Raw genomic sequence first — 20,999 nt, forward strand, 5'->3', positions numbered from 1 at the left:
AACTTTGTAACGTCATAGAGTCAAAGAAAAAGGCAACCAGAGCTGCCTTTTGCCAATTATTCGCACACATTGCGGCCTGTAGTTTAAAATGGCTGGCATCGATACGCTATATCTGGTGATAAAAATATGCCAAATCTCGTACTTGCTTCCACTTCTCCCTACCGTCGAACGCTGCTGGAAAAGCTCGGGATCCCGTTTGAATGCGCCGCGCCGGACGTTGATGAGACGCCGCAGCCGGGTGAATCACCGCGTCATCTGGTGACGCGTCTCGCTAAGGAGAAAGCGCAATCGCTGGCCGCACGTTATCCTGCACATTTGATTATAGGCTCCGATCAGGTTTGCGTGCTGGACGGCGAAATCACCGGCAAGCCCCATACGGAAGAAAACGCCTGCCAGCAGCTTCTGCGCGCGCGCGGCAGTATCGTGACCTTTTATACCGGCCTGGCGCTCTATAACTCCGCCTCCGGCCATCTGCAAACCGAATGCGAGCCGTTCGACGTGCACTTCCGCCATCTAAGCGAGCAGGAAATTATGGACTACGTGCGCCGGGAACGTCCGCTGAACTGCGCAGGGAGCTTTAAGAGTGAAGGACTGGGGATTGCGTTGTTCGACAAGCTGGACGGGCGGGATCCGAATACGCTGGTGGGGCTGCCATTGATTGCGCTGTGCCAGATGTTAAGAAGAGAAGAATGTAATCCGCTGTCCATGTGACTTTCGCCCAGCGGCGCTTCAATTGCATGGGGCTACTAAACTGCGGCCTGATGCCCTCACCCCGGCCCTCTCCCACAGGGAGAGGGAGCAAACATTAAAAACGACAACCTCGTTGCCGTTTTACATTTACCTTAACCGCGCAGAACCTTCAGGCAGCGTTTCAACTGCTCATCCAGCGGCGCTTCAATACGGATGATTTCACCGGTATTAGGATGGGTAAACTTCAGCGCGGCCGCATGCAGGAACAGACGCGACAGGCCCGTACCGGCCAGCTGTTTATCAAATTCGCGGTCGCCGTAGCGGTCATCAAACGCAATCGGATGGCCCGCAAACTGCGTATGGACGCGAATCTGGTGGGTACGCCCCGTCACCGGGCTGCAGCGCACCAGCGTGGCAAACTCGTAGCGCTCTTCTACCTTAAAGCGCGTCTCAGACGGTTTTCCTTCCTGGCTCACGCGAACAATGCGCTCGCCGCTTTGCAGAATGTTCTTCAGCAGCGGCGCCTGCACCACCTTCATGTGGGACTGCCACTGACCGCGCACCAGCGCCAGATAATCTTTCTGCATGCCCTTCTCGCGCAGCTGCTCGTGCAGTGAACGCAGCGCAGAACGCTTTTTCGCTACCAGCAGCACGCCTGAGGTATCACGGTCCAGACGGTGCACCAGTTCGAGGAAACGGGCTTCCGGACGCAGCGCACGCAACCCTTCAATCACGCCGAAGCTCAGGCCGCTACCACCGTGGACCGCGGTACCCGATGGCTTATTCAGCACCAGAATATGATCGTCCTCATAAAGGATGACATCGCTCAGGGCCGCGACTTTTTGCAGCTTCGGCGAAACTACCTCTTCTTCACGTTCTGCCACGCGCACCGGTGGAATACGCACTTCATCGCCCGCTTCGAGCTTGTACTCAGGCTTCACGCGTTTTTTATTCACCCGCACCTCGCCCTTACGCAGGATGCGGTAAATCATACTCTTTGGCACGCCCTTCAACTGGGTGCGCAAGAAGTTATCGATACGTTGCCCCGCGTAGTCATCCGCGATAGCAACCATTTTTACGGCTGGAGTCTCTGTTTTCATGGTTGGCGATTCTAAATATCGTCAGCCATTAGCGCCACTCATTTTTCTATGCTTATATTTACTTTTATCCGGCCTGCGCCCTGTTTCACGCAATCGATTTGGTGGTTATTAAACCAATCACCACCTTGAGGTGAAGAAACTGTGAGTAACCGGGTGATAATTGGTAAAAGTCATCTTGCTATAACCCGGCGAGCAGTGGAATAATGAGACCGTTTTCCGCGTTAAATCCGGGTTTTGTAAGGATGTCGACGGAATGACCAATTTTGTCTGACCGATCATCCACGCAGCAATGGCGTAAGACGTATTGATCTTTCAGGCAGTTAGCGGGCTGCGGGTTGCAGTACTTCCCGGTATAAGGATTGTTCTCTGGAGAGTTCTACCCAGGCAATTCCCCTGATAATTGCGCTGTGTTTCCGTATGAAATACAGGCAACCGACACTCTGCGCCTCTTAAGCGAGCGACAACCGTGAGGTTGGCGACGTGAACAGACACGAGGCCATCGGTTCATACCCCGGAAAGCGTCACCTTGCCCGCAGCTTTGTCGTCAATGTAAGAATAACGAGTAAGTTACGATGAAAAGAATGTTAATCAACGCAACTCAGCAAGAAGAGTTGCGTGTCGCCCTTGTGGATGGGCAGCGCCTGTACGATCTGGATATCGAAAGTCCTGGACACGAACAGAAAAAAGCGAACATTTACAAAGGTAAAATCACCCGCATTGAACCAAGCCTTGAAGCTGCATTTGTCGATTACGGTGCTGAGCGTCATGGTTTCCTCCCTCTGAAAGAAATCGCCCGCGAATATTTCCCTGCAAACTACAACGCCCATGGCCGCCCAAACATCAAAGATGTTCTGCGTGAAGGTCAGGAAGTTATCGTTCAGATTGATAAAGAAGAGCGCGGCAACAAAGGTGCCGCACTGACTACCTTTATCAGCCTGGCGGGGAGCTATCTGGTGCTGATGCCAAACAACCCGCGCGCGGGTGGCATCTCTCGCCGTATCGAAGGTGATGACCGTACCGAGCTGAAAGAAGCCCTGGCAAGCCTTGAGCTGCCGGATGGCATGGGGCTTATCGTGCGTACCGCGGGCGTGGGCAAATCTGCCGAAGCGCTGCAGTGGGACCTGAGCTTCCGTCTGAAGCACTGGGAAGCGATCCAGAAAGCTGCAGAAAGCCGCCCTGCTCCGTTCCTGATCCACCAGGAAAGCAACGTTATCGTGCGTGCCTTCCGTGATTACCTGCGTCAGGACATCGGTGAGATTCTGATCGATAACCCGAAAGTGCTTGAGCTGGCTCGCCAGCACATCGCCGCGCTGGGTCGTCCGGATTTCACCAGCAAAATTAAACTGTACACCGGTGAAATCCCGCTGTTCAGCCACTATCAGATCGAATCCCAGATTGAATCCGCCTTCCAGCGTGAAGTGCGCCTGCCGTCCGGCGGTTCTATCGTTATCGATACCACCGAAGCGCTGACCGCTATCGACATCAACTCCGCGCGGGCAACCCGCGGCGGCGACATCGAAGAGACGGCCTTCAACACCAACCTTGAAGCCGCTGATGAAATCGCCCGCCAGCTCCGCCTGCGCGACCTGGGCGGTCTGATTGTTATCGACTTCATCGACATGACGCCTGTTCGCCACCAGCGAGCGGTTGAAAACCGCCTGCGTGAAGCGGTGCGTCAGGATCGCGCGCGTATCCAGATTAGCCATATCTCGCGCTTCGGCCTGCTGGAGATGTCCCGCCAGCGTTTGAGCCCGTCGCTGGGTGAGTCCAGCCATCACGTCTGCCCGCGCTGCTCCGGCACCGGTACCGTGCGTGATAACGAATCTCTGTCCCTCTCTATCCTGCGTCTGATTGAAGAAGAAGCGCTGAAAGAGAACACCAAAGAGGTTCACGCGATTGTGCCTGTGCCAATTGCCTCTTACCTGCTGAACGAAAAACGTGCAGCGGTCAGCGCAATCGAAGCCCGTCAGGGTGGCGTTCGCTGCATCATCGTGCCAAACGACCAGATGGAAACCCCGCACTATCACGTGCTGCGTGTCCGTAAAGGCGAAGAGACCAGCACCCTCAGCTACCTGCTGCCGAAGCTGCATGAAGAAGAGATGGCGCTGCCTTCCGATGAAGAACCTGCCGAGCGCAAACTGCCTGAGCAGCCTGCGTTAGCGACCTTCATTATGCCTGAAGCACCACCGGAAGCGGCGCTGGAAAAACCGGCAGCCAAACCGGCGGCACAGAAACCAGAAGCCGCGGCAGCGAAAGCCCAGCCGGCGCAACCGGGTCTGCTGAGCCGCTTCTTCGGCGCGCTGAAGAAGATGTTTGCGGGTGAAGAAGTTCAGCCAGAGCAGCCGAAAGAAGAACCAAAAGCAGCCAAACCTGAGCGTCAGCAGGACCGTCGCAAGCGTCAGAACAACCGCCGCGATCGTAATGACCGCAGCGACCGTAACGAGCGCCGTGACAGCCGTTCAGACAATAACGAAGGCCGTGAGCAGCGCGAAGACAACCGTCGCAACCGTCGCGAGAAACAGCAGCAGAACGTTGAAGATCGTGAAATTCGCCAGCAGGCGGGCGATGAGTCCGAGAAGAGCAAACAGCGCGACGAGCAGCAGCCACGCCGCGAACGCAACCGCCGTCGTAACGACGAGAAGCGTCAGGCGCAGCAGGAAGTTAAAAACCTGAACCGCGAAGAGCCCGCTGAGCAGCAGGACGGCGAGCAGGAAGAACGTACTCAGGTTATGCCACGTCGTAAGCAGCGCCAGATGGCGCAGAAAGTGCGCATCGGTGCTGCTCCGGTAGAAGAAACCACCGTAGTTCCGGCTGAAGCGGCAGAAACCGCAACAGGCACGCAGGTTGCAAAAGTTGACCTGCCAGCCGTCGTGGACAATAACGTTGAGCAGGATGAAAACGGTGAAAACCGTGACAACGCAGGTATGCCGCGTCGCTCCCGCCGTTCTCCGCGTCATCTGCGCGTGAGTGGCCAGCGCCGTCGTCGCTACCGTGACGAGCGTTATCCGACTCAGTCTCCAATGCCGTTGGCCGTGGCGTGCGCGTCACCAGAAATGGCATCCGGCAAAGTCTGGATCCGTTATCCGGTCGCTCGCCTGGAGCAGGCTGTTGAAGAACAGACTGTGGCCGAAGAGGTGATTGCCCCTGTAGCAGCGGTTGAAGAGGCTGTGACCGAAGCAGCAACCGTGGTTGAACCTCAGGTTGTTGAAGCGGCAGAACCACACGCAGTGGACGTCGAAACCACCCATCCTGAAGTGATTGCCGCGCCGGTTGATGCCGCACCGCAGATTATCGCCGAAGAAGATGTCGTGGTGGCTGAGGAAGTCGCTGAAGAGGCCGAACCTGTAGCCGCGGTGGAAGAAACTGCTGAAACCCTCGTCGAAACCACCACTGAAGAAGTCGTTCAGGACGTTGAGATTCAGGTTGAACCGGTTGTTGAAGAAGCGAAAGCGCCTGAAGTGGAGCCAGAGCCGGTTAAGGTTGTTGCCGCACCTGCGCCAGCTCACGTTGCGACAGCGCCGATGACGCGCGCTCCGGCACCAGAGTATGTGCCAGAAGCACCGCGTCACAGCGACTGGGTTCGCCCGGCGTTCAGCTTTGACGGTAAAGGCGCTGCAGGCGGCCACAGTGCAACGCATCAGGCGACTGCACCGGCGACGCGTCCGCAGTCTGTCGAATAACGATGCAGAAAGTAAAAAGCCGACCTTCGGGTCGGCTTTTTTATGCCTGCTGCACGGGCTTTCTCATCCCGGTGACCTCCGGCATGATCTGCCGCATCAGCTCCAGAAAACGCCGCAAGCGCGCCGGATAATACCGGGACCAGGGGTAAACCAGATGCACTGGTAATGCCGCCGGCTGCCACTCTGGCAGTAAATGCACCAGCCGCCCTTCCCGAATATCATCCTGTACTGTCCAGCTGGATACCACCGCCACGCCAAGACCGGTGAGTGCCGTATTGCGTGCGACGTACAGACTGTCGGTGCTCAGGCGTGGGGTAATTATCACGCGCGCGGTGGCGGATGATGCCTCGTGAAAAAGCTCCACATGGCGCTGGTAGAAAGAACTGATGGCAATCCAGGGAAGCTGCTGCAGATCCTCCGGGGCGTTAACCGTCGGAAAACGGTCCAGCAATGCCGGAGAGGCCACCACCGAGCGCGGCACTTCGGCCAGCAGCACGGACACGGTTGCCGGGTCGACTTCCATTCCCACCCGAATAGCGCAGTCAAGGTTGTCGCCCAGAAAATCAGCCGACCGATCGTTGAGCATCCACTCAATTGAAAGCTGCGGATAACGCTGTAGAAATTCGGTTAAGGGTTTCAGGAGCTGATCCTGACCAAACGCGTGCGGTGCCCGCACCCGCAGCACGCCTACCGGTTCATCTTCCGTCTGCCCCACCTCATCTTCCAGCGCCAGCCAGCTGTCAATCACGCGACGGGCGTGCTGGTAGCAGCGCTCCCCATCATCCGTCAGCCGCGTCGTGTGGGTGGTGCGCAACATCAGACGCACGCCCAGCATGGTCTCAAGCGACTGCAGCCGCCTGCTCACCGTGGCCTGGGTTGTGGCCAGCTGCCGTGCCGCCGCAGAGAGGGAACCCGCCTCCACAATGCGCACAAACGTCCGCATCAGCTCCACCCTGTCTATACGCTCAGCTCTTTTCATCTCATTCTTACCTATACGCCCAACGTATAAGCGTTTTACCACCACGCCCGCTACCGCCGCAAGGCGTAGTGATAAAAAATAGCCTCACACGATGAATGAGGAACGTCTTATGAACACAACAACCGCCGCCCATGCCGTAAGCCGCTGGGTAATATTAATGCTGGCGCTCGGTGCGGGCTTCAGCGTGGCATCCATCTATTATGCCCAGCCTCTGCTGCCCCTGATGGGCGCAGACCTTCACCTCAGTATCGAAGGAATGGGCATGGTCCCGACCCTCACCCAGGCGGGATATGCCCTGGGGATCCTGTTCCTGCTGCCGCTCGGCGATCGCCACGACCGCAGAACGTTAATCCTGATAAAGAGCGCGGCGCTGGCGCTGTTTCTGCTGGGCTGTAGCCTGACCGGACAGATCCACTCCCTGCTGCTGGCAAGCCTGCTTATCGGTATGGCCGCTACCATGGCGCAGGATATTGTCCCGGCTGCGGCGATCCTTGCGCCGGAAGGCAAACAGGGGAAAACCGTGGGTACGGTGATGACCGGTCTGCTGCTGGGCATTTTGCTCTCCAGAACCGTCAGCGGCGTGGTGGGTGAAGCGTTTGGCTGGCGCGTGATGTATCAGCTGGCTGCGGCAAGTATTGCGTTTATCGGCGTGGTGATGTGGGCCGTGCTCCCTCGTTTCGCGGTTCACTCCACGCTGAGCTATCCCGCTCTGCTGCGCTCGATGGAACATCTGTGGCGTCGCTATCCCGCTCTGCGCCGCGCGGCGCTGGCCCAGGGTTTTCTGTCGATAGCCTTTAGCGCCTTCTGGTCTACGCTTGCGGTCATGCTGCTGGAACGCTATCACCTCGGGAGTGCCGTCGCCGGTGGTTTTGGTATCGCAGGTGCAGCCGGCGCGTTGGCAGCCCCGCTGGCGGGCGGCCTGGCGGATAAACTGGGTGCAGGAAAAGTCACGCAGCTTGGCGCCGTCCTCGTGACCGTCTCGTTTGCCCTGATGTTCCTGATGCCCGCTCTGGGGGTTCACGGACAGCTGATTCTGATTGCCGTCTCTGCTATCGGCTTCGATCTGGGCCTGCAGTCCAGCCTGGTCGCGCACCAGAATCTGGTTTACAGCCTTGAGCCACAGGCTCGTGGCCGTCTGAACGCCCTGCTCTTTACCGTGATCTTTATCGGTATGGCGTTAGGTTCCGCGTTAGGCAGCAATATTTATACGCTGGCTGGCTGGACGGGCGTGGTTGCGCTGGCAACGGTCTGCGGCATCATTGCGCTGGCAATCCGTATGATTGAAAGCGCGCGCGTCGCCTCGGCACCAGCAGAAATGGCATAAAAAAAATGCCCAATCCAGACGGATTGGGCAGTAAAACATGCCCAGTTTCAAGACATGTTCCAAGAGGTCAAGATGTTATTTGTTTAGCTGGAACAGAGACATGCCCTGCATATCGCTAAACGCTTTATAAGAGGCCTGCAGGGCCGCCTGCTGCATGGTGTAAGAGGAAATCGCTTCGTTCCAGTCCACGTCCACCAGGTCGCTCATCTGCTTAGTCTGACCCAGCGCGCGGTCGTCACCCAGGGTATCGAGTTTTTCCAGCTCATTCAGCTTGGTACCCACATCCGCAACGACCGTCAGGACGTTGTTCTGAGCGTTTTTAATACCGATCTGCGCATTGGAAATCACCTGGCTTTGCGCGGCAGCCGCGGCCGGATCGTTCTCAATCGGCGTCTTCAGCGAAGCAATGGCGGAATCAAGGATTTTAAACATGTTGGTATCGCCATAGCCCCCGCCCGGCAGCTCTTGCGCATTGCTGGTAATGCTCTCGAAGATCTGCTGGCCGGTATGGCTGATCGCCATGTTTCGCGCCGTATCAACCTGCTGGGTGATCGCCTCAGTGCCGCCATTGTAGGTGCCGGTTGCGGCATCAAAAGGTGCACTCTCGGTTTTGTAACCCGCAAAGATAAAGCGACCATTGCCATCCGTCGTGTTAGCCAGGTTCATGAGCTGGTCGCGGATCCCCTGGATATCGGTCGCCAGAGAGAGGCGGTCGTCATCGCTTAAGGTGCCGTTTGACGCATAGACCAGCTTCTCACGCACGCTTGATAACGCGGTGTTCACCTGGGTCAGCACGTTATCTTCCAGCGACACTTTTTGCGTGGCAAAGGTGCGCGCTAACGCGAACTGGCTGTTTTGAGACTGAGATTGTGACAGCACAATAGACTGTGAAGCCGCGATAGGATCGTCCGACGGACGGTTAACGCGCTTGCCGGTGGACATCTGTTCACCATAGCTTAGCCATCTGCTCTGGGAATCGGTGATCCCGCGCATGTTCTGTTCGTACATCATCTGGGTGCTAATACGCATTTTTCACCTCAACCTTAACGAATGTTGATAATTGCATCAAAGAGCGTACTGGCAGTCTGGAGCACCTGCGCGTTGGCGAGGTAATACTGCTGATAACGCTGCAGGTTGCCATACTCTTCGTCGAGGTTTACCCCGGAGATGGTCTGCTGCTGCTTAATTAACTGCGTTTCCACATTGGCTTTCGTCTGGCTGCTGACTTTCAGTGAAGCGGTGGTGCTCCCCACGGTGCTCACCAGCGAGGCGTAGGCATCGTTGAAGGTTTTGTTTCCGCCGACCACTTTGCTGTTTTGCAGATCGAGCATTTTCTGCCCGTTGCGGTTGTCGCTCTCACCGCCGTTCTGCACCCCGGCCATGGCCAGTTTGGACTCGTCGCTGATGGACAGTTCCATGTTCATGATGACGTCGGAAACAGGCTTCACGGTAAAGCTGTCTTTGGCGTTAGCCGAACCGCTGACGTTCACGTTGAGACCGTCAAACGACAGATTGCCGCTGGCATCCGGGCTCATGGTAAAGCTGGTCTTGTCCGACGTGCGGGTAATGGTCCAGTCGGTGCCGTTGAACTGCAGCTTATAGTCCGTTGCCTGAACTTTGGTGCTGTCCGCAACGGTGGCATTGACGACCGCCGTACCGCTATTTTTGCTGTTGGAAAGCACAGCCGGAGAGCCAAAGCCGAACAGCTTGCCGCCCGCATCGCCGTTGGCATCAAAGCCGGCCTCGTGCTGCTTGTTCATCGCGTCAGCAAACGCCAGCGCCATCTGGTTCAGGGTGTTACGGGCCTTATCCAGATCTTCCGCGCGGAAGGTCAGCAAACCGCCTAACGAGCCGGTGGTGATCATCTTTTCCGGGATCTCGACATTACCCGCAACCTCATCGACGTAGGCGATAGTGGTGCGGGATGGATCGGCGCTGGACTTTACGGCCGCCAGCTGGTTAGCTTTGCTGCCCTGCACCAGGCTGTAGCCATTGCCGAAAGAGATGTTAAACGTGCCGCTATCCTGAACCGAAACTTCCACACCCACGATTTTGTTCAACTCGTTGACAAGCTGATCGCGCTGGTCGAGCAGATCGTTAGGCGATGCGCCCGCGCCGACGCCGGTGAGGCGGGAAATCTGATCGTTCAGATTCGCAATCTGTTTGGCATAGTTGTTGATCTGCGAAACGCTGGTCGCAATTGCGGTATTCACCTGCGAATCCTGATCGCGAAGATACTGATCGTTGGTTTTAAACTGATTGACCAGGCCGCCCGCTTTTCCCAGCACCGTCTGACGCGCAGCCGGATCTTCGGCGTTGCTCACCAGCGTTTGCAGGCTCTTGAAGAAATCCTGCAGGGTGGTGGAAAGCGAGTTGGTTGTATCGGAGAGCACATCGTCAATTTTTGACATCTGCTGATAGCGCGTGGTCAGGCCGCTGCTCTGGGTCTGCGCGGCGCGCAGCTGGTTGGTGATGAAAGCGTCATATTCACGCTGGACACCGGAGACATACACCCCGTTACCCACCCAGCCACCGCCGGTCAGCGTGCTGTTAGATGCACCCAGCACCGTCGTCTGGCGGGTGTAACCTGCCACGTTATAGCTTGAAATATTATTACTGACGGTATTGAGTGCCGACTGCGCGGCACTGAGGCCACTCATGGCGCTGTTAATCAAACTGGACATGGGGGTTCCTTTTATACGTTCAGACACGAGTCCTGATGAAGGTTATCGGCAACCTCCACCGGGACTTGAGAACTTTCAGAACAGATTTTCGATATCTGCGCTATAGGCTTTGCTGACCTTCTCGCCCATGGATTTCAGCTGCTGGATCATGCTGGTAAGCTTACGGGCGTAGTTCGGATCGGTCGCGTAGCCCGCGTTTTGCAGGGCCTGGGCGCCCTGCTCCGCCGTCGCCGCCTGCGTAACGGCGGTATAACGCGGATTTCGACTCAGCAGCCCCACATAGTCGGACAAGGCTTCCAGATAAGAGCTGTAAACGCGGAATTTCGCTTTCACCTTCACCGCCGCGCCGTTCTCGTATTCGGTGGTGGTGATCTCCGTGGTCGGCCCCTTCCAGCTGGAGGTGGCCTTCACGCCGAAAATGTTAAAGCTCGGGTCGCCGTTTTCCTTGCGGATCTGGCGCTGGCCCCAGCCCGACTCCAGCGCGGCCTGGGCGAGAATCAGGTGGTGAGGCACGCCGCTCTGTTCACTGGCCAGTCGCGCAGGCAGAGAAAGCTGCGCCAGGAAGTCTTTGCTGTCACCGGAGAGCGCCTCGTCGCCGCTGCCCGTTGCCTTCGGTATCGCTTTACGCACCATCTGCGTCAGCGCCTGGTTCTGATAACTGGTCACCGTTTCAAGGTCGAACTTCATCGGCACCTGCTGCGGCTGCTCTTCAGGCTGAACACCCTGTGCGGCGGCGGTCTGTTTGACAATCATGTCAGCCAGACCGAGGCCTTTACCGGCGGTCATCTGCTGCGCAATCTGCTGGTCATACATGCTGGTGTAAAGACGCGTTGAATCGCTGCTGAACATCCCGTCTTTCGGCAGGGTTTCACGCATGCTTTTCAGCATCATCTGTACAAACATCCCTTCCACCTGGCGGGCAACCGGGCGGATATTCGCCGCCGGATCTTTACCTGCTTTGGATTTCAGTTCGTTGAGCGACTGGGCGTCCCAGGCGGCACTGGTCAACAGTTTGCTATCGGTCAGCATCAGATGATTTCCAGTTTGGCGCGCAGACAGCCCGCGCTTTGCATGGATTGCAGAATGGACATCAGATCCATCGGCGTCGCGCCCAGCGCGTTCAGGGCACGCACCACGCTGTTCAGGTTGGCGCTGGAGCGCACGCTCTGCAGGGAACCGCCGCTCTGGCGTAAATCAATCTGCGTTTGCGGCGTCACTACCGTCTGTCCACCGCCAAATGGTGTATCCGGCTGGCTGACGTTGGCAGAACGGTTAACCGTCACCGACAGGTTACCCTGCGCCACGGCACAGCTATCCAGCGACACTTCCCGGTTCATCACCACGGAGCCCGTACGGGAGTTGATGATCACTTTGGCATCCTGCACCGGCACGTTCACTTCCAGATTCTGGATATCCGCCAGCATGCGCACCTGGTTGCTGCTGCCGGTGGAGGTGCGGATCTGCACGGTACGCGCATCCAGTGCCGTGGCATTGCCATAGCTGCGGTTGATGGTGTCGGCGATCTGCTGCGCCATCGTGAAGTCTTCATTATTCAGCTGCAGGTTAATGGTGTTGCCCGCACCAAACTGGGTCGGCAGTTCACGCTCGATGATCGCACCGTTGGTGATGCGCCCGCCGTTCAGCTGGTTCACCTGCACGCTGCTTCCGCCAGCGGATGCGCCCGCCCCGCCGACCAGGATGTTCCCCTGCGCCAGCGCGTAGACCTGGCTGTCGACGCCTTTCAGCGGGGTCATCAGCAGCGTACCGCCGCGCAGGCTTTTGGCGTTACCCATTGAGGAGACCACCACGTCAATGGTCTGCCCCTGGCGCGCAAACGCCGGGTAGGAGGCCGTGACCATTACCGCGGCCACGTTTTTCAGCTGCATGTTGGTTCCCGCCGGCACGGTAATGCCGAGCTGGGAAAGCATGTTGTTTAAGCTTTGGGTGGTAAACGGCGTCTGGGTCGTCTGGTCACCGGTACCGTCCAGCCCCACCACCAGGCCATAGCCAATCAGCGAGTTCCCGCGAACGCCCTGAACGCTGGTGAGATCGCGAATGCGGTCGGCCTGAGCAAACGTTGCGACAAGAACCAGCGCCGCGGCGAAGATCGATTTAAACATGGGTCACCTCGCTTACATCGGCGATAAATTAAGGAAGAAGCGCTGCAGCCAACCCATATTCTGCGCTTCATTAATGTAGCCGTTACCGACGTACTCAATGCGCGCATCCGCCACCTGGGTGGACGGAACGGTGTTGGTGCCGCTGATGGTGCGTGGATTCACCACGCCCGAGAAGCGAATGAATTCAGTGCCCTGGTTAATGGCGATCTGTTTTTCACCCACGACGTGTAAATTGCCGTTAACCAGCACCTGGTCAACCGTGACGGTCAGCGTACCGCTGAAGGTGTTGCTGGCGTTCGCGCCACCTTTACCGTTAAAGGTGTTGCCGCCGGAGGCCTCAACATCCGCACGGGCATTGCCGAACAGACCCTGCAAATAACGTGGAACGGTGTCGAAGCCAAAATTGGTTTTGCCATCGCGGCTGGCGTTCGCCGACGAGCTCTTGCTCGCGCTGACGTTTTCCTGCAGCACAATGGTCAATGTATCGCCGACATTGCGCGGGCGGCGATCTTCAAACAGCGGCTGATAGCCGTAGTTAATCGGCTGCGCGGTCTGGAAAATGGAGCCGTTTACGACTGGCGCAGGGCCAGGAACGGGTTGGGCAGTCGTCGCACCCTGGACCAATGGTTTAGACGGGATCAAGGCGCACCCGCTGAGGGTGACGGCCAGAACAGTCAGTATCGGATAACGAAACGCCGCGTTTTTTTGCATTGCCTTCATCTTCGAAAACAGGGAGCCGGTGCGGGGTTTACCGCACCGGGCTACACCTTAGAGTTGCGTCAGTTTCTGCAGCATCTGATCGGTCGTCGAGACTGCTTTACTGTTAATTTCATACGCGCGCTGGACCTGGATCATATTCACCAGCTCTTCCGCCACGTTCACGTTGGAGGTTTCGACATACCCCTGATACAGCAGACCGGCACCGTTCAGGCCTGGCGTACTTTCATTTGGCGTGCCGGAGGATTGCGTTTCGGTGTAGAGGTTCTCACCAATGCTTTCCAGACCGGTATCGTTCATGAAGGTGGTCAGGTTGAGCTGACCGACCTGAACCGGCGCGGCCTGCCCCTGCTGGGTCACGCTCACGATGCCGTCACGGCCGATGGTAATGCTCAGGGCGTTCGCCGGAATGGTGATCGCAGGCTGAACCTGGAAACCGCCCGCCGTTACCAGCTGACCGTTCTGATCGACCTGGAAGGAACCGTCACGGGTGTAGGCAGAGGTCCCGTCAGGCAGCTGCACCTGGAAGAAGCCCTGGCCTTTGATCGCCACGTCTTTGCTGTTGTTGGTCTGAGACAGGTTGCCCTGGCTGTGCAGACGCTCGGTCGCCACCGGGCGAACGCCGGTACCGATCTGCAGGCCTGACGGCAGCGTCGTCTGTTCAGAAGACTGCGCGCCCGGCTGGCGGATGGTTTGATAAAGCAAATCTTCGAAAACGGCACGCTGACGCTTGAAACCATTGGTGCTTACGTTTGCCAGGTTGTTGGCAATCACGTCCATATTGGTTTGCTGCGCGTCCAGGCCAGTTTTCGCGATCCATAAAGAACTGATCATAAAGAGTCCTGTTAACTCATCGACAGAAGTTGGTTAGCCTTGCCCGCGTTTTCGTCCACGCTGCTGATAATCTTCATCTGCATTTCAAAACGACGGGCGCTGGCGATCATGTCGCTCATGGCGGCTACCGGCTTAACGTTGCTGCCTTCCAGAACGCCGGACATCACGCGGATGCTCGGATCGGCCTGTAGCGTGGCACCACGGGTAGCCTGGGCCGCCTGGGTCAGACGGAACATGCCGTCGTCGCCGCGCTGCACCTCTTTGCCTTCCGCTTTGACCAGCTTCAGACGCCCGACGGGGGCAACGGTGTTGGCCGGATCGCCCGGGTTCAGCGCCGAGATGGTACCGTCCGCAGCGATGGTCAGCTCAGAGCCTTCCGGTACGGTCAGCGGGCCCGCTTCACCCATCACCGGATGCCCCTGAATCGTCAGCTGGCCGGTCGCGCTGACCTGGATATTCCCGTTACGGGTATAGCCTTCACCGCCGTCCGCCGTTTGCACCGCCAGCCAGCCGTCCTGCTGCAGAGCAACGTCCAGCGGGCGCGAGGTATAATCCATCTGCCCTGGCGTCATGTCTGCGCCCGGGGTGGATGCCGCCACCAGCGTACGGGTCGGCAGGGAGAGCCCTTCCACCGGCACCGCGCGCAGCGCATTCAGCTGAGCGCGAAAGCCCGGCGTAGAGGCGTTGGCCAGGTTGCTGGCGGTAACGGCCTGCTGGTTGAGCGTCTGACTTGCCGCGCCCATCGCGGTATATATTGCGTGATCCATTGCGCTTTCCTGTTAGCCGCTTAACGCAGGTTAACCAGCGTGTTGAGGATCTGATCCTGGGTCTTGATGGTCTGCGCGTTCGACTGATAGTTACGCTGCGCGACAATCATGTTCACCAGTTCTTTACTCAGGTCCACGTTAGAGGCTTCCAGTGCGCCGTTGGTCAGCGTGCCGAAGTTACCGGTTCCCGCCGTACCCAGCAGCGCCACGCCGGAGGACTGGGTAGCCGACCAGACGTTATCGCCTTCAGATTTAAGGCCTTCGTTGTTGGCGAAGTTAGCCAGCACGATCTGGCCCAGCACCTGGGTCTGCTCGTTGGAGTAGTTCCCGACGACGGTGCCGTCATCGTTGATCTGATAGCTCACCAGGTCGCCCGGCTTGAAGCCGTTCTGGTTGGTCGCCACGATATTGTTCGCACCGGTGTTCTGCTGCATGGAGTTAGCAAAACTCATCGCGAAGGTCGCCGGGTCCGCACCTGGGATAGTCGCGGTAGTAATGTTGATGTTTCCACCACCAATCAACGTACCGTTATTATCGAAGGTCAACGTCGTGGCCACTGCCGCCGTGCTGCCTGCTACGCTGCCGTCCTGGGCATACACTTTCCAGGAGTTAGCCGGGGTTGCATCTTTGACGTAAAACAGGTTCATGTTGTGCGCATTACCCTGGCTATCAAAGACGGTTACCGTACCTTTTTTGTTGTAGGTATCCGGGTTAGCCGGATCGAAGGCGGCGGTCGGTGCGGCATCGGTAGAGTTAAGGTTAATCTGCTGGGAAGCCGTGGTGGTGGACTTCGCGGCCATCAGCGTGGTCGGGATATTAATCGCCTGTGGATTCGCACCGGTCTGAACCGTTGATGGCGTTCCGGCAACCGGATAACCCGTTAATTGCATCCCCTGCATGTTCACCAGGTTACGGTTTTCGTCCAGCTTGAACTGGCCGTTACGGCTGTAGAACACCGAGCCGTTTGCATCGACCATACGGAAGAAACCGTTCTGGCTGATGGCAACGTCCAGGCCACGACCGGTGTTGGTGGTGGTGCCGTCGGTAAAGTCCTGAGTGATGCCCGCAACTTTTACGCCCAGACCCACTTTGGAACCGGCAAACATATCTGCAAAGGACGCAGAACCGGATTTGAAACCATAGGTCGCGGAGTTGGCGATGTTGTTGCCAATGACGTCCAGGTTGGTGGCCGCAGCATTCAGGCCGCTGACCGCTTGAGAAAAGGCCATGACTTACTCCTGATAAGTGTTAAGGCTTAGATAATCTGCCGAACTTCGTCGAGTGTGGTGGTACCGGAGGTACCCAAATCCAGTTTGTTGCCGTCGCCCCCTTTAATCACGCCCTGAACCAGCGCGAACTGCAGCGGCTGCGCCACCAGCTGGGTCGTTCCGTTGCTGGCGCTAATCGCGACTTTGTAGGAGCCATTTGGTGCTTTCGTGCCGTCGGTCAGGCTGCCGTCCCAGGTAAAGGTGTGAACGCCCGCCTTCAGCTCGCCGATGTCGATGGTGCGAACCACGGCGCCGGTTGAGTCGGTGATCGTCGCCGTCACTTTGTCAGCCGCCTGCTGCAGTTCAACGCCGAACGGCGTAGTGGTGGTGGTCGATGTACCGTCGGTGGTGCTGGTGCCCGCAAGGATCGTGGTCCCCGGGATCATCACGCCGTGACCGATCAGGCTTGCCGCCTGCAGGGACTGGGCGCTGTTAATCTGACCGGAGACGGAACCCAGGGTGGTGTTCAGTTTCTCAATGCCGCTCACGGTACTGATCTGCGCAAGCTGCGTGGTCAGTTCGTTGTTCTGCATTGGGTTAGTCGGATCCTGGTTCTTAAGCTGAGCCACCAGCAGCGTCAGGAAGCTGCTCTGCAAATCGGAGGCATTGCTTCCCGTCAGGGAGCTGGAGCTTGTCGAACTTTTGGTGTTGTTAACACCCGTGTTCGTCGGATCGTTCACATTTACGGCGATGGACATGCATGTCTCCTTTACTGGCCGAGAGTGAGTGTTTTGAGCATCATGCTCTTCACGGTATTAAGCACTTCGACGTTCGCCTGGTAGCTACGGGACGCCGACATGGAGTTCACCATCTCGCCCACCACGTCCACGTTTGGCATCTTCACGTATCCGTTAGCGTCCGCGAGCGGGTTACCGGGCTCGTACACCAGCTTGTCCGGCGCCTGGCTCTCTACCACGTCAGACACCTTCACGCCGCCCGTTGCCGCGCCTGGCGCAGCGTCGACCTGAAACACAACCTGTTTGGCACGATAAGGCTGTCCGTCAGGTCCGGTCACGCTGTCGGCGTTCGCCAGGTTACTGGCGGCCACGTTAAGACGTTTGGACTGGGCGGTTAACGCCGAGCCGGCGATATCAAAAATATTCAGCAAGGCCATTTATCAGTTGCCCCCCTGCAGGACGTTCATCATGCCTTTGATTTGTCCGCCGAGTACGGTCAGGCCCGTCTGGTATTTCAGGCTGTTATCGGCAAACTGCGTACGCTCCCGGTCCATATCCACGGTGTTACCGTCGAGTGAAGGCTGGTCAGGGATGCGATAAAGTAAATCGGTCGCTGGCGCGGTCATCGCCTGAGCGGGAATATGGCGAGAGGATGTCATGGCGAGTGCAACACCCGTTCCTTCGGCACGTCCACGCTCCATCACCTTTTTGAGTTCACTGGAAAAATCAATATCGCGCGCCTGATACCCGGGCGTATCGGCGTTAGCGATGTTGGCGGCTAAAATCTCCTGCCGCTGGGCGCGTAAATTGAGCGCTTCCTGCTGAAAACGTAACGCGGCGTCGAGTTTATCGAGCATGTCTCCTCCGCTGATGGCAAAATTTCAGTTCACAGCTTAAATCTCACCCGGTCTCCCCTATCGACGGAATAAGCACAAAATGCGTCGCTATTTATTCCGTTGATGCAAAACCACTGCAGGTAGAATTCACTCAACTCTGGAAACGGTGGAACTTGCGATGCAAACGTTAAAACGTGGCCTGATGGCAACCTTCTTGCTGTTTAGCCCTCTGGTGAATGCCGGGGATTTACAGGATGCGCTGACCAATTTTTTTGCCCAGAAGCTGGCGGGCTTTAGCGATGACGTTAACGTGACCATCCGCACGCCGCCGAATCTGTATCCGACCTGCGAGCAACCGTCATTCAGCGTGACGGGGACCACCAAGCTGTGGGGCAATGTGAACGTCCTGGCACGCTGCGCCAGCGAAAAACGCTATTTACAGGTTGCAGTTCAGGCGACGGGCAATTATGTTGTCGCCGCCGTACCCATTGTGCGTGGCAGCGCGCTGCAGGCAAACAGCGTGACGTTAAAGCGCGGGCGTCTGGATCAGCTCCCGCCGCGGACAATGCTGGACATTAACCAGGCACAGGACGCCGTCAGCCTGCGCGACGTCGCGCCGGGCCAGCCGATTCAGCTCTCCATGCTGCGCCAGGCGTGGCGTGTCAAAGCGGGACAGCAGGTGATGGTGGTCGCCAATGGAGACGGCTTTAGCATCAACAGTGAAGGGAAAGCGTTAAACAATGCCGCGGTAGCGCAAAACGCCCGCGTCAGAATGTCCTCAGGCCAGGTGGTGAGCGGAACCGTCGATTCTGATGGGAATATTCTGATTAACCTATAATCTTTTTAAAGATTTCGCGGCGCGTGCCGATAAATATTCCACTAATGATGATGTCAGGCGCAAACGCCGCGAACCCTCGATGAGGACAACACTATGAGCATTGATCGTACATCAGCCCTGAAGCCGGTAAGCGCTGTACAGCCTCGCGAAACGAACGACGCAACTCCTCAGAAAACGCGTCTGGAAAAACCGTCAACGTCTAACAGCACCAGCGTGACCCTGAGCGATGCCCAGGCAAAACTGATGCAGCCAGGCAGCAACGATATCAATATGGAACGTGTTGAAGCGCTGAAAACGGCTATTCGCAACGGTGAGCTGAAAATGGACACCAGCAAAATCGCTGATGCCCTGATTCAGGAAGCACAGAGTTTCTTACAGAGTAACTAACCGTATGAGTCGACTGTCAGAAATACTGGATCAAATGACGGTTGTCCTGAACGACCTGAAAACGGTAATGGACGCTGAACAGCAGCATCTCTCTTCCGGTCACATTAACGGCAGCGCGCTGCAGCGTGTTACTGAAGATAAGAGTTCGCTGCTGGCGACGCTGGACTATCTGGAGCAGCAGCGCCGCGCCGAGCAGGACTCGAAGCGCAGCGCCAATGACGATATTGCCGAGCGCTGGCAGACCATTACCGAAAAAACCCAGCATCTGCGCGATCTCAACCAGCATAACGGCTGGCTGCTTGAAGGCCAGATAGAGCGTAATCAGCAGGCGCTTGAGGTGCTGAAGCCGCATAAAGAAACCGGACTGTACGGCGCGGATGGTCAGACGGCGACGGCACGTATTGCGGGTGTAAAAAAGATTTCGATTTGAAGCTTAAGCGACAAATCATGCAGTGGGGAGCACCCTGAGGTGAACTCCCCTTTTGGCGTTTATGCCGTCCGGCGGGTAAATTCTTTCACTTTGAAGCCCAGCACGGCGAGCGTGGCGAAATAGGCTACCACCCCGACGCCCACCACGGCCATCAGCCGCATCAGACGATAAGGCATCGTGCCGAGGGACCACTCCGGCATGACGTACATCATCCCGATGAGTGCCGCAGACATCACCAGCACGGCCACAACCAAACGCGCGAGGAAACTTGCCCAGCCCGGCTGCGGCGTAAAGATATCCTGCTTGCGCAGCTGCCAGTAAAGCAGCCCGGCATTCAGGCAGGCCGCCAGACCAATAGAGAGCGACAGGCCGGCATGCTTCAGCGGGCCGATAAATGCCAGGTTCATCAGCTGCGTCATAATCAGCGTCACAATGGCAATTTTCACCGGCGTTTTAATGTCCTGACGCGAATAGAACCCCGGCGCCAGCACTTTGACGACAATCAGCCCCATCAATCCCACCGAGTAAGCGACCAGCGCGCGCTGGGTCATCGCGGCGTCAAACGCGGTGAATTTACCGTACTGGAACAGCGACACCGTCAGCGGCTTGGCGAGGATCCCCAGCGCTACCGCGCTTGGCAGGGCCAGCAGGAAGCAGAGACGCAGGCCCCAGTCCATCAGGCGGCAGTATTCGTCATGGTTGCCGCTGGCAAAGCTTTTCGACAGCGACGGCAGCAGGATGGTCCCCAGCGCCACGCCCAGCACGCCGGACGGGAACTCCATCAGACGGTCAGCGTAGTACATCCACGAGACGGAACCCGACACCAGGAAAGAGGCAAAGATGGTGTTGATGATAAGCGAGATCTGGCTGACAGAGACGCCAAGAATGGCGGGCCCCATCTGCTTAATCACCCGCATAGCCCCGGCATCTTTAAGGTTGATGCGCGGCAGCACCAGCATGCCGATTTTCTTCAGATGCGGCAGCTGATACGCCAGCTGCAGTACCCCGCCCACGGTGACCGCCCAGGCCAGGGCCAGCACCGGCGGGTTGAAGTGCGGCGCGGCGAACAGCGCAAAACCGATCATGCTGACGTTGAGGAACGTCGGCGCAAACGCCGGAACGGAGAAGCGGTTCCAGGTATTCAGGATCGCCCCCACCAGCGAGGCCAGCGAGATCAGCAGAATATAGGGGAAGGTAATGCGCAGAAGCTGCGAGGTCAGGGCAAATTTATCCGCCGTGTCGGCAAAGCCGGGGGCGGTCACCATAATTACCCAGGGCGCGGCCAGCATACCGACTACCGTCACCGCGGCCAGCGCCAGCGTCAACAGCCCGGAGACATAAGAGACAAACACGCGCGTCGCGTCTTCACCCTGCTTGCTTTTATATTCCGCCAGAATGGGCACGAACGCCTGGGAGAACGCCCCTTCAGCAAAAATGCGACGCAGCAGGTTCGGCAGCTTGAACGCGACGAAAAAGGCGTCCGTTGCCATCCCTGCACCAAAGACCCTTGCCACAATGGCATCGCGCGCAAAACCGAGAACGCGAGAGAACATGGTCATCGAGCTGACGGCCGCCAGCGATTTTAATAAGTTCATTAACGTGAATTTCCAGAACCATACGGATTTATAGACCAGGAACGCGCAAGCGCCACCCGGCAAAGCCAACAAG

General features: G+C 57.5%; 20 protein-coding genes. 6 read left to right on the top strand and 14 right to left on the bottom strand.

What is annotated here, in order from left to right; genetic code table 11:
• The first annotated feature begins 126 nt into the window (after positions 1–126).
• Positions 127–711, top strand: a complete 585-nt coding sequence (locus tag OSH03_RS03705; RefSeq protein ID WP_061098574.1) for a Maf family protein — start codon at positions 127–129, stop codon at positions 709–711.
• 131 nt (positions 712–842) lie between these two features.
• Here the strand turns inward: OSH03_RS03705 and rluC are convergent, their stop codons facing one another.
• A complete protein-coding gene (gene rluC / locus OSH03_RS03710; RefSeq protein ID WP_266178303.1) occupies positions 843–1,790 on the bottom strand; it encodes a 23S rRNA pseudouridine(955/2504/2580) synthase RluC in 948 nt (315 codons plus the stop codon).
• Between the two features lie 572 nt (positions 1,791–2,362).
• On the opposite strand from rluC, the gene rne reads away from it, so the two are divergent.
• Entirely contained in the window at positions 2,363–5,470 is a 3,108-nt protein-coding gene (gene rne / locus OSH03_RS03715; protein ID WP_266178304.1) for a ribonuclease E, read from the top strand.
• A 40-nt stretch (positions 5,471–5,510) separates the two neighbouring features.
• Here rne and OSH03_RS03720 read toward each other — a convergent pair whose 3' ends face one another.
• Positions 5,511–6,413: a LysR substrate-binding domain-containing protein gene (locus OSH03_RS03720; protein WP_420909748.1), complete on the bottom strand. Its 903-nt coding sequence runs from the start codon at positions 6,411–6,413 to the stop codon at positions 5,511–5,513.
• Positions 6,414–6,558: 145 nt separating this feature from the next.
• Between OSH03_RS03720 and OSH03_RS03725 the strand changes: the two genes are divergently transcribed.
• On the top strand, positions 6,559–7,773 hold the full coding sequence (locus OSH03_RS03725; RefSeq protein WP_266178306.1) for an MFS transporter: 1,215 nt from the start codon (positions 6,559–6,561) through the stop codon (positions 7,771–7,773).
• Between the two features lie 75 nt (positions 7,774–7,848).
• Here OSH03_RS03725 and flgL read toward each other — a convergent pair whose 3' ends face one another.
• The 11 genes from flgL to flgB all read right to left on the bottom strand — a co-directional run bounded on the left by flgL (position 7,849) and on the right by flgB (position 17,697).
• Entirely contained in the window at positions 7,849–8,802 is a 954-nt protein-coding gene (gene flgL / locus OSH03_RS03730; RefSeq protein WP_266178307.1) for a flagellar hook-associated protein FlgL, read from the bottom strand.
• Positions 8,803–8,816: 14 nt separating this feature from the next.
• Entirely contained in the window at positions 8,817–10,457 is a 1,641-nt protein-coding gene (gene flgK / locus OSH03_RS03735) for a flagellar hook-associated protein FlgK (RefSeq protein WP_253541548.1), read from the bottom strand.
• A gap of 75 nt (positions 10,458–10,532) precedes the next feature.
• The gene (flgJ, locus tag OSH03_RS03740; RefSeq protein WP_266178308.1) at positions 10,533–11,486 is read right to left on the bottom strand and encodes a flagellar assembly peptidoglycan hydrolase FlgJ; all 954 of its coding nucleotides are present in this window, start codon (positions 11,484–11,486) and stop codon (positions 10,533–10,535) included.
• Positions 11,486–12,577, bottom strand: a complete 1,092-nt coding sequence (locus tag OSH03_RS03745; RefSeq protein WP_028012706.1) for a flagellar basal body P-ring protein FlgI — start codon at positions 12,575–12,577, stop codon at positions 11,486–11,488. Before OSH03_RS03745 ends, flgJ begins: the two co-directional genes overlap by 1 nt.
• 12 nt (positions 12,578–12,589) lie before the next feature.
• Positions 12,590–13,288 (bottom strand): flagellar basal body L-ring protein FlgH, encoded by a 699-nt coding sequence (gene flgH, locus OSH03_RS03750; protein ID WP_023311139.1) that lies wholly within the window; start codon positions 13,286–13,288, stop codon positions 12,590–12,592.
• 57 nt (positions 13,289–13,345) lie between these two features.
• Positions 13,346–14,128 carry a flagellar basal-body rod protein FlgG gene (flgG, locus tag OSH03_RS03755; RefSeq protein ID WP_000625853.1) on the bottom strand — a complete coding sequence of 261 codons (783 nt, stop codon included), beginning with the start codon at positions 14,126–14,128 and terminating at the stop codon, positions 13,346–13,348.
• Positions 14,129–14,139: 11 nt separating this feature from the next.
• The gene (locus tag OSH03_RS03760; RefSeq protein WP_045281249.1) at positions 14,140–14,895 is read right to left on the bottom strand and encodes a flagellar basal body rod protein FlgF; all 756 of its coding nucleotides are present in this window, start codon (positions 14,893–14,895) and stop codon (positions 14,140–14,142) included.
• A 20-nt stretch (positions 14,896–14,915) separates the two neighbouring features.
• Positions 14,916–16,124, bottom strand: coding sequence for a flagellar hook protein FlgE (gene flgE, locus OSH03_RS03765; RefSeq protein ID WP_061098580.1), 1,209 nt, complete (start codon positions 16,122–16,124; stop codon positions 14,916–14,918).
• 26 nt (positions 16,125–16,150) lie between these two features.
• The gene (gene flgD, locus OSH03_RS03770) at positions 16,151–16,861 is read right to left on the bottom strand and encodes a flagellar hook assembly protein FlgD (RefSeq protein ID WP_041910524.1); all 711 of its coding nucleotides are present in this window, start codon (positions 16,859–16,861) and stop codon (positions 16,151–16,153) included.
• Between the two features lie 11 nt (positions 16,862–16,872).
• Positions 16,873–17,277 (bottom strand): flagellar basal body rod protein FlgC, encoded by a 405-nt coding sequence (flgC, locus tag OSH03_RS03775; protein ID WP_013097138.1) that lies wholly within the window; start codon positions 17,275–17,277, stop codon positions 16,873–16,875.
• A gap of 3 nt (positions 17,278–17,280) precedes the next feature.
• Positions 17,281–17,697: a flagellar basal body rod protein FlgB gene (gene flgB / locus OSH03_RS03780; protein ID WP_008500815.1), complete on the bottom strand. Its 417-nt coding sequence runs from the start codon at positions 17,695–17,697 to the stop codon at positions 17,281–17,283.
• Between the two features lie 157 nt (positions 17,698–17,854).
• On the opposite strand from flgB, the gene flgA reads away from it, so the two are divergent.
• From flgA to flgN, 3 genes are all read left to right on the top strand, one after another.
• Complete coding sequence (gene flgA / locus OSH03_RS03785) at positions 17,855–18,514, top strand: flagellar basal body P-ring formation chaperone FlgA (RefSeq protein ID WP_266178309.1); 660 nt, start codon at positions 17,855–17,857, stop codon at positions 18,512–18,514.
• A gap of 93 nt (positions 18,515–18,607) precedes the next feature.
• A complete protein-coding gene (gene flgM, locus OSH03_RS03790) occupies positions 18,608–18,901 on the top strand; it encodes a flagellar biosynthesis anti-sigma factor FlgM (RefSeq protein ID WP_014883360.1) in 294 nt (97 codons plus the stop codon).
• 4 nt (positions 18,902–18,905) lie between these two features.
• Positions 18,906–19,331 carry a flagella biosynthesis chaperone FlgN gene (flgN, locus tag OSH03_RS03795; protein WP_266178310.1) on the top strand — a complete coding sequence of 142 codons (426 nt, stop codon included), beginning with the start codon at positions 18,906–18,908 and terminating at the stop codon, positions 19,329–19,331.
• A gap of 59 nt (positions 19,332–19,390) precedes the next feature.
• On the opposite strand, the gene murJ is transcribed toward flgN, so the two are convergent.
• The gene (gene murJ, locus OSH03_RS03800) at positions 19,391–20,926 is read right to left on the bottom strand and encodes a murein biosynthesis integral membrane protein MurJ (protein WP_266178311.1); all 1,536 of its coding nucleotides are present in this window, start codon (positions 20,924–20,926) and stop codon (positions 19,391–19,393) included.
• Positions 20,927–20,999: the final 73 nt, after the last annotated feature.

The organism is Enterobacter nematophilus (assembly GCF_026344075.1).
GTDB classification, from domain to species: Bacteria; Pseudomonadota; Gammaproteobacteria; order Enterobacterales; family Enterobacteriaceae; genus Enterobacter; species Enterobacter nematophilus.